The 15,974-nt window shown below is 27.7% G+C and carries 13 protein-coding genes; 9 read left to right on the plus strand and 4 right to left on the minus strand.

The features are described 5' to 3' along the window. Nucleotides 1-195 precede the first annotated feature (195 nt). The 3 genes from BCF89_RS07805 to BCF89_RS01415 all read left to right on the plus strand — a co-directional run bounded on the left by BCF89_RS07805 (nt 196) and on the right by BCF89_RS01415 (nt 4,442). Nucleotides 196-2,490, plus strand: coding sequence for an MAG6410 family transglutaminase-related lipoprotein (locus BCF89_RS07805; RefSeq protein WP_111518327.1), 2,295 nt, complete (start codon nt 196-198; stop codon nt 2,488-2,490). A 110-nt stretch (nt 2,491-2,600) separates the two neighbouring features. Next, entirely contained in the window at nt 2,601-3,392 is a 792-nt protein-coding gene (locus BCF89_RS01410; RefSeq protein WP_111518329.1) for an Mbov_0729 family lipopotein, read from the plus strand. A 192-nt stretch (nt 3,393-3,584) separates the two neighbouring features. After that, nucleotides 3,585-4,442: an Mbov_0729 family lipopotein gene (locus tag BCF89_RS01415; protein ID WP_111518331.1), complete on the plus strand. Its 858-nt coding sequence runs from the start codon at nt 3,585-3,587 to the stop codon at nt 4,440-4,442. Nucleotides 4,443-4,597: 155 nt separating this feature from the next. Here BCF89_RS01415 and BCF89_RS07810 read toward each other — a convergent pair whose 3' ends face one another. The 4 genes from BCF89_RS07810 to BCF89_RS07825 all read right to left on the minus strand — a co-directional run bounded on the left by BCF89_RS07810 (nt 4,598) and on the right by BCF89_RS07825 (nt 10,118). Beyond that, nucleotides 4,598-5,887, minus strand: coding sequence for an ATP-binding protein (locus tag BCF89_RS07810; RefSeq protein ID WP_111518333.1), 1,290 nt, complete (start codon nt 5,885-5,887; stop codon nt 4,598-4,600). Nucleotides 5,888-6,155: 268 nt separating this feature from the next. Beyond that, the gene (gene tpx, locus BCF89_RS07815; RefSeq protein ID WP_111518335.1) at nt 6,156-6,638 is read right to left on the minus strand and encodes a thiol peroxidase; all 483 of its coding nucleotides are present in this window, start codon (nt 6,636-6,638) and stop codon (nt 6,156-6,158) included. Between the two features lie 151 nt (nt 6,639-6,789). Further along, nucleotides 6,790-7,107: a virulence protein gene (locus BCF89_RS07820; RefSeq protein ID WP_111518337.1), complete on the minus strand. Its 318-nt coding sequence runs from the start codon at nt 7,105-7,107 to the stop codon at nt 6,790-6,792. An 89-nt stretch (nt 7,108-7,196) separates the two neighbouring features. Then, nucleotides 7,197-10,118, minus strand: coding sequence for an SMC hinge domain-related protein (locus BCF89_RS07825; protein WP_111518339.1), 2,922 nt, complete (start codon nt 10,116-10,118; stop codon nt 7,197-7,199). A gap of 263 nt (nt 10,119-10,381) precedes the next feature. Here BCF89_RS07825 and BCF89_RS07830 point away from each other — a divergent pair, with 263 nt between their 5' ends. The 6 genes from BCF89_RS07830 (at nt 10,382) to rnc (ending at nt 15,945) form a co-directional block, all read left to right on the plus strand. Beyond that, nucleotides 10,382-10,903, plus strand: coding sequence for a hypothetical protein (locus tag BCF89_RS07830; RefSeq protein ID WP_111518341.1), 522 nt, complete (start codon nt 10,382-10,384; stop codon nt 10,901-10,903). Between the two features lie 82 nt (nt 10,904-10,985). Next, entirely contained in the window at nt 10,986-12,242 is a 1,257-nt protein-coding gene (gene glyA, locus BCF89_RS01445; RefSeq protein ID WP_111518343.1) for a serine hydroxymethyltransferase, read from the plus strand. Between the two features lie 13 nt (nt 12,243-12,255). Continuing rightward, nucleotides 12,256-12,552: a hypothetical protein gene (locus BCF89_RS07835; protein ID WP_111518345.1), complete on the plus strand. Its 297-nt coding sequence runs from the start codon at nt 12,256-12,258 to the stop codon at nt 12,550-12,552. After that, nucleotides 12,552-14,195: a DAK2 domain-containing protein gene (locus BCF89_RS01455; RefSeq protein ID WP_111518347.1), complete on the plus strand. Its 1,644-nt coding sequence runs from the start codon at nt 12,552-12,554 to the stop codon at nt 14,193-14,195. The genes BCF89_RS07835 and BCF89_RS01455 overlap by 1 nt, the downstream gene beginning before the upstream one ends. A 21-nt stretch (nt 14,196-14,216) precedes the next feature. Next, complete coding sequence (gene plsX / locus BCF89_RS01460) at nt 14,217-15,242, plus strand: phosphate acyltransferase PlsX (RefSeq protein WP_111518349.1); 1,026 nt, start codon at nt 14,217-14,219, stop codon at nt 15,240-15,242. Beyond that, complete coding sequence (gene rnc / locus BCF89_RS07840) at nt 15,226-15,945, plus strand: ribonuclease III (protein ID WP_111518351.1); 720 nt, start codon at nt 15,226-15,228, stop codon at nt 15,943-15,945. The genes plsX and rnc overlap by 17 nt, the downstream gene beginning before the upstream one ends. The last annotated feature ends 29 nt before the right edge of the window (nt 15,946-15,974 follow it).

The following is a 15,974-nucleotide window of genomic DNA, read 5'->3' on the forward strand; positions in this document are numbered from 1 at the left end:
TTTTTTTTTTTTTTTTTTTTTTTGTATAGGCTTCTGTTTTATTTTGGCAACATTACTGGTGGCACTAAAATATTTATCTATATACCCTAAATACAACAATTTATTTTAGAAACTCTAGTAATCTAATGTCATTATTTATATAATTTTGTTCTTTATTTGCTAATATAAGTTAAATGCTATCTGATAGGAGGATATATGAAAAGATCTAAAAAATTCTTATTTAGTTTGCTATCTATTAATCTTATTTCAAACTCTTTTTTTGTTATAAGTTGCAATACAAACAATCAATCTAATAATCAAAGTAATAGAAATATTCCATTACTTCCAGGTAATCATGTAATTCCTTCAGAACCAATAAATACCAAACCTATCAATCCGTCAAGCAATACAAACCCAACAAATTTAAATCCTAAAAACCCTACAGATTCAAATGAATCTAAAATAATTAATGATGAAAATAGAAACCCTTCAAACAACTCAGATTCAACAAATAATAATCATGCAAATAACTTAATTCCATCCTCTACCACTCAATATATCTCTAACTCTAATTCAAGATTAAAGAGTTTAGATTCATTTTATCTAGTCAATACAAATTCAAAAACAAGTTTTGTTGAAAAATCTCTTTCAGAAAAAGAAATCGAGTCAATGATTCTAAATAATGAAGTTCCTTCTAATTTTTATTCCCATTCTAAGTATGAAATAGATAAAAAAGATATTCATTTGAACTCAAATGGTATTGATACTATAAAACTCAATCTCATTGATACAGAAACTAAGGAAATAATTACTAAAGACATACAATGATATCAAAGAAATTGATATGCTAAAAAAGAAGTTATGAAGGCTGGTGAGGATGAAGATGACGCGAAATTAAAATTAACAATCAATGGACAAATAAGTGGCAAAAAGCATACTAATAATGATTTTGGAAAGGTACAAGTTTGAGCTCATTATAAAGGTTATTTATATTCAACATTGATTGATGTAGATTCAATTGATTTAACTAAATCTAACAAAGAATACACTGAAGCAAAAAACAAAGCAAAAGAAATTGCAAACCAATGAAAAAACCTACCTACCTTACAAAAGATTATTGAAGCTTATAAATGAATGACTAAAAATGTGAAATATGATTATTCACAAGAAAATTTGATTGATGACCAAAGTGCATATTCAGCCCTAGTTAAACAAAAAACGGTATGTACTGGATATGCTAAGGGTTTTAAGATGCTTATGGATGAGTTAAATATTCCATGTCGTTTGATGACTGGAAATGCTGATTATGGATATCTAACTGGGTCTGCTTCAAGACATGCTTGAAATCAAATTGAAATAGATGGAGAATGATATCACGTTGATGCAACCTCTGATCGAGCAGATGAAAAGAAGCCTAATGCTGAAGGTACCTTTAATTTCTTTATGATGCATGATGATGATTTTATTAAGGAAAGCATCTTTACTCGTGGATTATATAAAATGGGTAATCGCTTTAGAAATCTGAAGATTAAAAATTACATTAATTCAAAGGAAGGTGCAATAGATGCTATCGATAGAGAACTAGGTGGTTTAGAAAAACTTCCTCCTTATTTAAAACTAAATTTAGCTAAAGATTCCTATAAATATGTAACTGCAGTATTAGATGAATATAAATTACAGTTAAGTGAGAAGGGAGGTAAAAAACTTAGACTTCCCTATGTAACGTATGATGAAATTACCTACTATCTAAATCAAAGTAAACCAAATGAAAAAATTGATCTAAAACATGTCTCATATAATATTGAAAAAACATTCTTATCAAACAAAGAATTAGGTCAATATGCTCTAAGAATTAAATTTGATCAAAATATTAAAGACATAAATCTAAAATTAGGAAATTTCATTATTAAAAATGCATATGTTAAAGAAACAATTAAAGAAAATGATTCAACATATATTTTAATTCTTGATCATTTTATTAATTATGGAAATGTTGACATTGAACTTCAAGACATTAAAAAATTTGGTTATAAATTTAATATAAAAAATAACAAAAAAGTAAATTTTAATGTTCAAAAAAATGAAATTCCTAAGGCAAAATTAATTTCATTAGACGAAGACAAGATCAAACTAACTGGTGTTGCTTCTAACATGGAATATCGAAATAATTTCAACGAATGAAAACCTATTGTATCTAATAATCAAATAATTGATAAAATAGTCCCAGGTACACTTTCCATAAGATTTAAGAATACAAATGACAAGTTTCAATCAGATATTCAAATAATAAAAATTACTAAAGGTAATGATTTGGATAGAATAGTAAAAATATACAATAACAACATCATTGTTGGTGTCGATTCTACAATGCAATATAGAGTTGAGCATGAAACTACTTGACATTCAATTTCAACCACTAAATTAAAACTTTCTCCTGGGAAATATATTATTAGAAAAGCTCCAAAAGACAACCAACTTGCATCCGAGTCGTTCATAGCAATCATTAAATAAAAAATAAAAAAGTCTATAAGGCAACTTATTTCCTTCCTTATAAACTTTTTTATAAAATCTTATCCATTATTTTAATTTTAGAAATTTCTAAAGTTATAAAATTAATCATTATGAAAAAACTAAGTAAATTTATTTCAATTGTTGGAGCAGTTGCATCTCTAAGCACAATACCAATAATTTCAGCAAAATGCAATGTTTCTGATAATAACAAACCAAACAAAGAAGATCCAAATACTAAAAAGGATGAAGATAAAAACAAGCCAGAAAATAATAAAAATCCTAAGGATGGTGGGGACACAAGCACTCCAAGTAAACCTTCTAATACAGATAACCAAAACGGTGAAAATCATAATGGCAATAGCGAAGTAGCGCCTACGGATCCTAAGAAACCTAGTGAAATAGAAACGCCTTCAAAACCTGAAGAAAATGAAGGAGAAAATCAAGGAAATAATAATGCAAACCAAGGCGGTTCAAATAATGGAAATGAACAACCTAAAGATTCAATGCCTAATGACAAACCTAGAAGCGATAGTGATTCAAATATTTCAGACGAAATTAAAAATAAAACTCCAAAAGAAAAAATTAAATTTATATATGAAACTTTTGAAAAATATAAAGATTTAGATAAATATTTGAAGGATAGAAATTCCGCATCAGAATTTAATAATGGATTAAAGCCTATAGATGAACTATTCAAATATGATAGTGATACTAGAGATAAATTTGCTACCTTTGGATTGGATCATAATTTTCTAGGTGAATTTTCAGATCTTGTTGATCTTCTTTCAGAAATAATACAAAATGAATCTTCGTTATCAACTACAAAAGATAAGTTTAAAAAATTATTTGAAGATATTAAGTCAAAAGTTGATGATGCTTACAAAAAATCCAAACAAAATTAAATCATTAAATAAAAACTAAAAACAATAGAAGATTAATAAAATTAAAAATTTATTTATTCTATTGGAATTATTAAATTTGATAAATGCCTAAAGTTTATAAAGTAAGTTTTTTCTTTATAAACTTTTTTTTAAATAGTGTTTTAGTACATTTTTTTATATATTGAAATAATGAAAGTTATAATATTGAGAATTATGAAAAAATTAACTAAATTTCTTGCAATTATTGGATCAATCACATCATTAAGTGTAATTCCAATCATTTCATCCAAATGCAATGTTTCTGATAATAACAAACCAAACAAAGAAGAATCAAATACTAAAAAAGATGATGATAAAGACAAAAATAAGATAGATAAAAATAAAGATCCAAAAAATGAAGGAGAAACAAATACTCCAAATAAGCCTTCTAATACAGATAATCCAAATGATGCAAAACCAAAAGATGATGGTGAAATAATTCCTAAAGAACCAAATAAACCTAGCGACGCTGAGGCTCCCAAAGAACCTGAAATGCCTGAAATGCCTAAAAAACCTGAAAAAACTGAAAATGGAGATCGAGAAAATAATAATGAAAATGAGGGTAGTTCAAATAATGAGGGAACTCAACCTAAAGATGTAATGCCTAATGATGAATCTCCAAAAAATGAAAACCAACCAATGAATAATGGTGACTCTGCTACTCCAAATAGTAATTCAGAACAAAGCACACCAAAACAAAAACTAGAAGCAATATATAAAGAATTTGAAAAAGTTAAAGATATTGAAAAACAACTAAAGGATAATGATTCAATATTAAAGTTTAATAGCCAATTCGATACACTATATTATAATGTAATGAAGAATCTTAATGAAGATGATAAAAAATACTTTGAAGAAGTGGGATTTGATGATAAATCATATATTGAATTATGAGACCTTTTTGAATTACTTTCAGCAATAATTCATGGGAATCAAAATGTAGAAGAAACAAAAGCTAAATTTATAAAATCATTTAAAGATATTAAATCAAAAATTCAAAAAGCATATGAGATGGCTAATAAGGCAAAATAGACACATTTTTAAAATTAAAAAACTGGCTACTAATGATAGTCAGTTTTTTAATTCATATCTTATTATTTTGCTTATTTGGTATTTAAGAAAAGTAAACAGTAATTTTAGAATATGGGGAAGAAAATGTAAAAGAATTTAAGGTATTGAATTAAATACTAGTCCTTCAATGCATTAATTGGGACAACAACTATTCCATCTTCCCTTTTATAAATACCATTACCAATTCCAACTATTATGCATTTTAGAATTGGTGCCTTATTGTTACTTTGAACAATCTTATCTACAGCATTATTTAAACTTTTAGCAGCTGATTCAACTTGTGCAAAAGACAACTTTATTTCAATTGCTATTCAATCACTATTGTTTAATTCTATTATTGCATCTAATTCATTACCGTCATAATCCCTATAATGAAATATCTTTGCATCCATTGCTTGTGCATAAACTCTTAAATCTCTAATAACTAATGATTCAAATAAAATCCCAAATAACTTAACATCACGTACTAGTTTATTTGGTGTAACATTCAAAAGTGCGCATGCTAATGATGGGTCGCAGAAGTGTTTCTTCTCAGAAATTCTTACTCTTTTTGATGATCTAAGATTTGGTGCATATGGCTCTTGATTATTAAAAATAAACATTCGATTTAAAACATCAATATATTTGTTAACTGTAGGTCTAGAAATTTTTTCATCATCATTTGCAGATATATCTTTTATGATTTTATCTTCTGAAACAAGAGTAGATTCATTTCTTGCAAGTGACTTTAAAATTAATTTTATCTTTAGTGGGTCATATGTTGAATTATCAATTTCTTTAATTGTTTCATTTAAAATTGTTTCAATATATGAGTTAGGTAGCAAATGACAATTTTGAATCGAACTATTAATATTTCTAGGTCACCCTCCTCTAACAATAAAGTATGCTAATTTTTCAAATGACAAAGGTTCAATTAATTGTTCTTTAATTTTTTGATTGCTCAAATCCCTTAATGACACAATTCCGCTTGATTCGTTTGATTCATACAACGACATTGTTTCCATTCTTAATTTAACAATTCTTCCAGCTCCACTGTGTAATATTCCCTTTTTTTTGGGAGTGGATGACCCTGTAAGTATGAATAATCCATTTTGATTTCTTCAGTCAATTTCTCATCTAATTGCGTCTCAAAGGGAAGGTATTTCCTGTCATTCATCAATAAGTCTTGGATTTTTTCCATCTAATATCAATTTAGGATTTATTAATGCAAGTTCTCGATTAGCAAAGTTATTTGATGGATCTCCCACAAAGAAAGAACTCTTAGACTTAAAAAAAGAGGTTCATGTCTTACCACATCATTTTGGCCCTTCAATACATATTGCCCCTACAATATTGTAGTATCTATCAATGACATTTTCAATGATTCTTGATTTGTAATTTTTTATTATTTTTTCTTCTTCTATCATAATGTTTATATTATTTAATTACTGTATATTATATATTGAATTTTACAATATTTAATGCTTATTGTTTACAATATTTAATGCTTATTGTTTACAATATTTAATGCTTATTGTTTACAATATTTAATACTTTTAATTTACAATTTTTAACAAAGAAACTTTACAATTTTTCATAAAATCAATGTTTTCTTGTTTAATTTAATATTAAAAAAAGAGCCCTCTAGTTTTAAAATTGGCTCCTTTTTTTATATTAGAATATTCTTTTTTTCGATTAAAAAAATCTTAAAATTTCTTCATAATTTGGTTCATGACCAACTACTTTAACATAATCAACATATAAGACTTTGTTATTTTCATCTAAAACAAATACAGCTCTTGTAAGTAATTCCTTACCTTCTAACAAAGTTCCTGTTTTTCTACCGAAATCTTTATATTTGAATTCACTTAAAGTTTGAATTGTTTTATTATTTCTGATTGCACATCAACGACCTAAGGCAAAAGGTAGATCTTGGGAAATAACTAAAACTGGGTACTCTTTATTAATAAAATAATTCATAAATTTAGTTGTTTCAGTTTCACAAACGCCTGTGTCGATTGATGGAATAGATAAAATTAATTTCTTTGTTTTTGGTAAACTGCTTAGTTCAAAATCATTAAAATCTAAATCTACTGCCATAAAGTTTGGGAAAGTATCTCCGATTCTAATTTCATTACCTAAAAGATTAACATCATCACTACCAAATTTTACTTTCATAAATCCTCCTAAATGTTATTAATTTATTAAGTGATTAATTATAGACTATTGAATGTATTAATGATTATACATTGATTTTTAATTGCCCATTACTTGAAATTTTTCATTAAAAATGAGTTACTAACTCTTTTTTAATGTTAATAACTCATTTTTATTTTGATTCATCTTCAATAATGTAATCAGTGAAAATTGATAAATCTTCCATCTTAAAAACATGTAAGGATACTAAAGATTTTTTAAATCAATCAATTGTTTTAAGATGATTAATGGCTTTTATAATTTGCAAAAGATTGTTTATAGAACGTGAAAAGTAAAAACTGTTTGATAATCAATGAAAACCATAGTGTCTTAAAATATCACGAATATCCTCGTATGCTTGTTTGTAATTGTCAGAATTTATTCCTTCATGAGTCTTAGAATATTCTCTAATTAAATTCTCTTTTTTTAAATAAAACACTAGTCCGTACATATTTTTCCTTTTTTTACATTTTAATTATATCACAACAATTTTTTATAGAATTTTCCATAATTTAAGCTAATTTCAGAAATATGAATTGCCTAATTTACTAACTTTTTAGCTTCAGCTAAATTCACTCCAAAGAAACTTGTAACACCTCTTTTTTGCATTGTTGCTCCATATAATTTGTCAACTCTTTCCATTGTCCCTTGACGATGTGTTATAACAATAAATTGAGTATTTTCTTTTAAACTTTGAAGAAACTCAGCGAATCTAATTACATTTGCTTCATCAAGCGCTGCTTCAACCTCGTCCAAAATACATAATGGTAGAGGTTTTGCTTTAAGAACTGAAAATAGAAGCGAAATAGCAATCAATGCTTTTTCACCACCTGAAAATAATTTAATATTTTTAATTGACTTTCCAGGGGGTTGTGCCATAACATCAATACCGCTATCTAATAAATTATTTGGATCTGTATATCTGATTTCTGCTGTTCCACCACCAAACATTTTAGAAAAAACATGTTTAAATTCAATGTTTGCAAGGTTCACTGTTTCAGTAATCTTTTCAATGATAATTTTATCCATTTCAATGATTACTTCTTCAATTATTTTCTTTGCCTCGATAATGTCATATTCTTGTTTTTTAAGTTCGTCATAGCGCTCTTCAATTTCCTGAAGCTGGTCAATTGAACCTAAATTAACATATCCTAATTCTTTAATATCATTTTTTAGATCGTTAACTATTCTTCTTGCTGCTTCAAAATCAATTTCAGGATTATATAATTCCTTAGCACTTTCAAAAAGCATGTTATATTGTTCCGAAAGACGTTGTGTAATTGTATTAATCATCACCTCAGCATGACTTTTTTCAGCAATCTTATTTGCATTATTTGTAATCAATGTATTTAATTCATTGTTTGCAATATTCTTTTTTATATTCGCATCACTAAGTTCTTTCTTAGTTGCTTGAAGCAATTCATTTTGCGAATTTTTATTCGCAATAAGATTGCTTTTTTCTAAAATTAATTTTTGAATTTCAGCTGAAATGTCAATCACATTTAATTCATCAAGTTTCTCATCGGCAATATTCTCATATTGAATTCTTAACTCATCAAATTTAGCTTGTGTAGTTTTTAGTTGGTATTCCTGTTTAACAATATCTAAACTAATATTTGAAAATAGGTTTCCTAAATTTTTTTCTTCTTGTTCAAGAATAATTAGTCCCTCATTTTTTTGAGAAATTAGACTAAGAATATTAGGTTTTTGTGCTTCCAAATTCTTAATTTGTTCATCAATTCCAAGTAGATGAGAATCTTCTTCTTTTTGACCTCCGCTTAAGATTCCGCCTACTCTTATAATATCTCCATCCAATGTAACAACCATGTATCTATGCTCTAGAAGTTTGGATATCTTGTTTGCACTTTCAATATTATTTGCAATAAGAATATGACCTAATAAAAATTTCTTCAAAACATCAAATTCTTTTTCTACTTCAACTAAATCACTAGCAACACCAATGAAACCTTTTTGTGTCTGCGCAGCAATATAATAGTGTTCTAATACTTTTTTTGGACTAATTGAAGATAGAGGAATAAATGTAGCTCTACCTCCATTGTTTTCTTTTAGAAATTCAATAGCTTTGACCGCAGTTTCAGGAGTATCAACAACAATATTTTGAAGGGCGCTGGCTAATGTGGTTTCAATGGCAATTTTGTATTGTGAATCAACATTTAGGATATCTAAAACAAGTGCCTTATAACCTTTAAAAAGATGTGCATTTTGCACAATATTTTTAGTTCCTTTATGAAGATTATTTTTTGAATTTTTTAGATTGATTAGGTATTCAAGTTTCGAATTTATTTTTTGAATTCGATCTTTTTGTAAATCGAGTTCATTCTTTATTTCTTGTTTTTTTGCTACTGTATTGATAATTTTTGCATTTATTTCATCGTTTTTTTGTTTTTGATCTTTAATAAATTCTTTAATTAATTCAATCTTTGTATAGAGTGAACTTAGTTCTTCTTTTAGTGCTGATTTTCTTTGTTTATTATCAATGATAATCTCATTATTAATAAGCATTTCACGATGTTTTTCTTCTTTTGCTGCTCTTATTTCAAGATTAGTAATTTGTGATGTAATATCATCAATCTGAATTCCTAAATTTAAAATATTTTGCTCAAGGTTAGCAATCAAATTACTTTTTTTATTGTATATATCTGTATAAGTTTTAATCTGTAATTCTAAGTCTTCTTTTTCTTGCTTGTATGATGATGAATCGGCGCTCAAGTCTTCAAGTTTTGCTGAGTAATCTAAAAAATCATGAATCAATAACGAAACTTCAATGTTTTTTAACTCATTTGTTTTTTGTCTGTATGTTTGTGCTTTTTGAGCTTGTTTTTGAAGAGGTTTAATTTGTCTTTCTAATTCTTGAATCACAATCCCAATCTTATTCAGTGATTCTTCAGTCCGTTCTAATTTCCGCATTGCTTCTTGCTTTTTTGCACGATACATTGAAGTACCAGAAGCTTCTTCGAAAAAATCACGTCTTCTTTCCGGACTAGCTTCTGCAATATCAGAAATTGTTCCTTGACTAATAATTGCTAATGATGATTTAGAAATCCCACTTTGCATTGCAATCTCTTTAATATCTCTCTGACGTGCAATCTCACCATTGATGTAGTATTCATTTGATCCTTGTCCCCGATTTAGAACACGTGAAATTGTAAAAAAATCATGAGGGATATCAACTGCCCGATCTTGATTATCAAAAGTCAAAATTACTTCGGCACGATCCATTTCTTTTTCAGTCTTTGATCCTGCAAAAATAACATCTTCCATGCTATCTCCACGTAATGCTTTCGAACTACTTTCACCAAGTACTCATCTAATTGCATCATTGATATTCGACTTCCCAGACCCATTTGGTCCAATGATTGCAACAACGCCGCCATTAAACTTTAATGTTACCTTATCTGCAAAAGATTTAAATCCATGGGCTTCTACCTGTATTAACTTCATTTTCTTAGCCTCCAATTATTTTTTATAGCTAATACCTACTTAACATTTATCATACACAACTAATTTATAATTATAGATAGTCTAAAAAAATTATTGTCATATATTCTATTATTAAATCTATTAAGTCTATCTTTAAAAATTGTTTAACAATTACTAAAAATGAATTCTCTTTAATATTCATATTAAAACCCATCTAAATATTAAATTAAGAATAGGTCAATATTTGGTAAAATTTATTTATTTCAAATAGACGGAGTATTTCAATGTCAAATAATAAAAAATGGAAGAATAAAAAAATCAACATTAATAACTATAAAAGTTTTGAAATTCAAAGAGAAAAAAAAGAACTTTCTCATTCATGAAAAGTAGCCTTAATTTCTTTATTTCTAATTGCAATTCCTTCATTTATTATATTTATTTTAATTGGTAAAGACAGCTGAGCATTTCCTGCCACTAAGGATTTTGAAAGATGAAGTTTTTTACTTCCTGTTGCTTTTTTGGTTTCTATTATTCAAATCTCAATTGTATGCTTACTTATTTTTAGATTTAAAGTAATTAAAAAAAGCACATTAACTTTTTTGGTTCCGTTTGCCATTGCTATGTCTTCCTTTATGGTTTCTTCAGGAACTGAAAATTGAATCTATAGAGTTTTACCAGCAGTTGGTCTTGGATTACTATCACTTCCAATTTTATTAATCATTAAAAACATTGAAAAAAGACAAGAAACTAAAAAGAAAATTGAAGAAGAAAAATTAGAAAAGCAACATAAATCACTACTAGACTAATTAAGTTTAGTTTTTTTATTTTTACAAGATAAAAATTTTGTTTTAAATCTACTTAATTTTCTTTTAGAAAAGGAGAAAAAATATGTACAAAAAAATATCACTTAATGATAAAGAATTAGCTGAAATGATTGAAAATGAAAATAAAAGACAATCAGAACACATTGAATTAATTGCCTCCGAAAATTATGTATCTGAGGATGTACTTGCTGCAGTGGGATCGTGTTTAACCAACAAATATGGTGAAGGATATCCTAACAAAAGATACTATGGAGGTTGTGAATTCATTGACCAAGTTGAAATACTAGCGCAAGAAAGAGCTAAAAAACTATTCAATGTTAATTATGCTAATGTACAACCTTATTCAGGTTCCGTTGCAAATGCCGCCGTCTATATGGCTCTTTTAAAACCCGGCGAAAAAGTTCTTGGACTTTCTTTAGATTCTGGTGGACATTTAACTCATGGATATCGTATTTCATTTAGTGGTATTTTTTATGAATCATATAGTTATACTGTTAATGAAGAAGGAATTATTGATTATGATGAAGTCCTAAAAATCGCTAAGAAAGTTAAACCTAAAATGATTATTTGTGGTTATTCAGCATATTCGCAAATTGTCGAATTTGATAAATTTAAGAAGATTGCTGATGAGGTTAATGCTTATTTATTTGCCGATATATCACATATATCTGGTTTAGTTATTGCTGGTCTTCATCCTTCACCTGTTGGTTATGCTGATGTTATCATGACCACAACACACAAAACCCTAAGAGGGACTAGGGGTGCTATCATCTTAACAAACAACGAAGAAATTGCCAAAAAAATAGACCGTGCTGTATTTCCTGGATATCAAGGTGGGGCTTTATTTCACCAAATTGCAGGTAAAGCAGTATCATTCTATGAGGCTTTACAACCTGAATTTATTGACTATCAAAAACAACTTCTAAAAAACTCCAAAGTCTTTTGTCAAACTTTTATCAATAAAGGAATAAAGATTATTTCAGGATTAACACAAAACCATTTGTTTATGATTGATGTTAAAGAATCTTATGGTTTAACTGGAAAAGTGGCTGCAAATATTCTTCAAGAATGTAACATTACAGTTAATAAGAATTCGATTCCAAATGATACAGAAAGTCCGTTTGTATCAAGTGGAATTAGGCTCGGTTCAGCAGCAATGACATCAAGGGGTTTCGGTGAGGATGAATTTATTATTCTAGCTAATTTAATTGATAAACTTTTGAAAGAACCTGCAAATGAAGAACTAAAAAAAGTTATAAAAAAAGAAGTTGCAAAATTAACTTCAATGTTTCCAATTAAAAGAAGTTATATCAAAAAATAATTGAGGTTTTAAAATGAATTACAATTTACTTGAAACTGAAATAAGAAACTGAATATCATCAGTCGCTGGTGTTGTCGACTTTTGTGCATTAGACTCTAAAAATCAGATTGACTTTAAAAACAATGGAATTATTGTTCAAAAAAGTATTAAGGCAAAAAATGCAATTGATTTAACTCTTGGATTAATTATTTTAGTAAACCTTAATGCAAGAATTATTGTTGAAGAAATATATCAAATTGTAAGTTACAAACTACAAGAAAAAAATCTTAAGATTTCTAAATTAAACGTTTATATCAAAGGAATTAAATAATGAGTAAAATTACTGGTAATCAATGAATCAATGCTCTTTTATCTGGGACATATAATTTAAAAAATAAACAGAATCTTATTAATGCATTAAACGTTTTTCCAGTGCCTGATGGTGATACTGGATCTAATATGGCTTCAACAATTCTTAGCATTGAAGAAATAAAAATTTCAGATGATTTGAAAATTTCAGACGTTGCCTCATTAGCGGCACAAAATATGTTATTTTCTGCGCGTGGAAATTCAGGAGTTATTTTAAGTCAAATTTTTAAGGGTTTTGCTGTTGCATTTCAAAACAAAAATGAAATCAATGCATATGATCTAGTTAAAGGTTTTGAAGAAGCCTCAAAATACGCTTACAATGCTGTTTTAAAACCAATCGAAGGTACTATTCTAACAGTTATAAGAGAAACATCTGAAGGACTAAAGGATAATATTCTTATTGACGCTGATATATTAGATGTTTTAAGGGCTGCACTTTCATTTGCACGTAAGAGTTGTGATAATACTCCTAATTTACTTCCTATACTTAAAGAAGTTAGTGTTACAGATTCTGGTGGAGAAGGTCTTTATGCCATTATCGAAGGAATGTATTCATATTTCGAAGGCAATCCAATTTCATTACTTGAAAAAGGTATTGAAGTAAATAAATTTATTTCTGACGATGAAGTATTTAATGGTGAATTTGGGTATTGCACAGAGTTTATTATTGAACTAAAAAAACCAAAGAAATTTAACCGTGAAAATCTAATTGCTAAATTAGAAAAGCATGGTAATTCTACTGTTGTTGTCAAAGATGATTTTTACCTAAAAGTTCACATTCATGCAATAAAACCTGGAAATATTCTAAATTTAGTTGATAATCTTGGTCAGTTTGTAAAAATCAAGATCGAAAATATGACCATGCAAGCTAATGATGGCAAAAAAAATAGTAACGAATTAGCAAAGAAAAATAATTCTAATGAGAATGATACTGATGCTAAATTACCTAAAAAATCAGCCGTTATATCATGTAACACAGGAATAGGAATTATTAATCTTTTAAAAGAAAATGGCGCTTCTTACATTATTGAAGGCGGTCAAACCAATAATCCGTCAATTAAAGATATAATCTTTGCAATCGATTCAATCAATGCAGAAACTATTTTCATTTTGCCAAATAATTCAAATATTATTCTTTCAGCTCAACAAGCATCAACAATCATAAAAGATAAAAAAATTATAATCATTCCAACGAAATCACAAGCCCAAAGTTTAAGTGTTCTATATAACTTCAATGAAGAAAATAGTGTTGAAGATAACCATATTTTAATGAAAGAGGCGTTAACCAATATTCATTATGGTGAGATTGCTCCTTCAATCAAAACTACAAAACTAAATAACATCAAAGTTAAGGCTGGAAGTTATATGGTTATTAGTGAAGGAAAACTTATTAATACTGCAACAACATTCAACGAAGCAGCATATAAATTGTTAGATGAAATTGTTAACGAAGAAATTCAATTGGTTACAATCTACTATGGTCAGGGTGTCACTGAAGCTGATATCAATGAATTAAAAAACTATATTGAAATTAATTTTGATATTCAATTTGAAATTCACAATGGTGGACAAGATATTTATCCATATCTAATTGCAGCGGAATAAGCTAAATTAAGGAGTAAAACAATGAAAAAAATAGTCTTTGATGTAATGAATAATGATAATGGAATTTATGACGCAATTAAAGGTGCTATAGCATTTAAAATAAAAAATCCAGAATATAAGATTGCATTAGTAGGTAATAAAGAAATCATTGAGGCTGAATTATCAAAGAATAATCCAACTATCAATAAAGATTCATTCACAATCATTGATTCAAAAAATATCATTCATCTTAGTTCTTCTCCAAGAGATGCACTAAAAAATCCATCATCAATGTTAGATGCATTTAATTACCTAATTGAAAATGATTATGATGCAATTTTGAGTAGTGGTGATAGTGGCGCTTTTACAACACTTTCAATGCTTAAAATAAAAAGATTAAACAATGTTGAAAGAATTGCATTTATGCCTATTCTTCCAACATTAATTGGCAAACACACCCTACTTTTAGACGCTGGGGCGAATATCGAAACCTCTGCTGAATATCTAAATAATTGAGCAATTTTAGCAACTTATTATCATAAATTAATTTTCAATAGCAATATCAAACCAAGTATTGGGCTTTTAAACATTGGAACTGAAGAATATAAAGGAAGTCCTTTAAATAAAGAGGCTTACAAAATTTTAAGAGAAAACCAACATATCAATTTTTATGGCTTTATTGAACCAAAGGATGCAATTGAAGGAAAAATTGATATTATCCTAGCTGATGGACAAAGTGGAAATATATTTTTAAAAACCTTAGAGTCTTCATTCCTTGGCTTCGGTAAAATGTTAAAGGATATAATCCATACAAATATAGTTACAAAATTTGGTGGTTTACTTCTTAAAAAACAACTAAAGAAAATGAAAAGCAATTTTGATTATCGGAATGTCGGTGGTGCCTACATTATTGGATTAGACAAAGTCGTTGTTAAAGCTCATGGTGGTTCAGATGAGATTGCTTTCGAAGGTGCTTTAAATCAAATCAAAAATCTTTTAGACAAAGAAACCTTTATTGATGATCTTAAAAAGGAATTAGATAATATAAATTATGTTTCAATTGAATAAACAAGACCAAATATTTTGAAATGATCTATCTAAACTTTTAGTTGAATTTGAGCTTCCTATATATTTTGTGTCTGATGAAAAGAAATATATTTTTATAACTGCATTTACACATAAATCATATTCAAATGAACATAGAAATTCTGAACATAATGACTATCTTGAATTTATTGGAGATGGAGTTCTTCAATTCATTGTTACAGATTGAATAGCAAAGAGAAATCCTACTTGAGAATCGGGTTTAGCTACACAACTTCGAAGTTCAATTGTTGATAAAAATAATTTATCCGACCTTGCAGAAGAATATGAATTATTCAGATATTTAAGACATTCAAAATCTGCCTTTATTAATGGAATTAATCGAAAAACAATTTCTAATCTTTATGAGGCTTTTATTGGTGCTGTATATGTTGCCTTTGGCATCGAAACTGCAATGAGAATAGCAGAACAAACACTAGGTAAAACTTTTGATTCACACTACTATTCGCAACACTCACATCCTAAGAATGTATTACAAGAATTTTTTCAACAATCAAGTAACTCGAACGTTGAATATAAAACAGAAAAACTTCCTAACAATATTTTTCACTCTTCAGTTATATTTCAATGAGTTAAATATGGTGAAGGAAGAGGGTATTCAAAAAAAGAAGCAGAAACCAATGCAGCAATTGATGCATTAAAGAAATTAAAAACAATAGTAAAATAGTGATTTTAAATTGTAATAAAACTTTTATA

It is taken from the genome of Metamycoplasma auris, assembly GCF_003253435.1.
Taxonomy (GTDB): domain Bacteria; phylum Bacillota_I; class Bacilli_A; order Mycoplasmatales; family Metamycoplasmataceae; genus Metamycoplasma; species Metamycoplasma auris.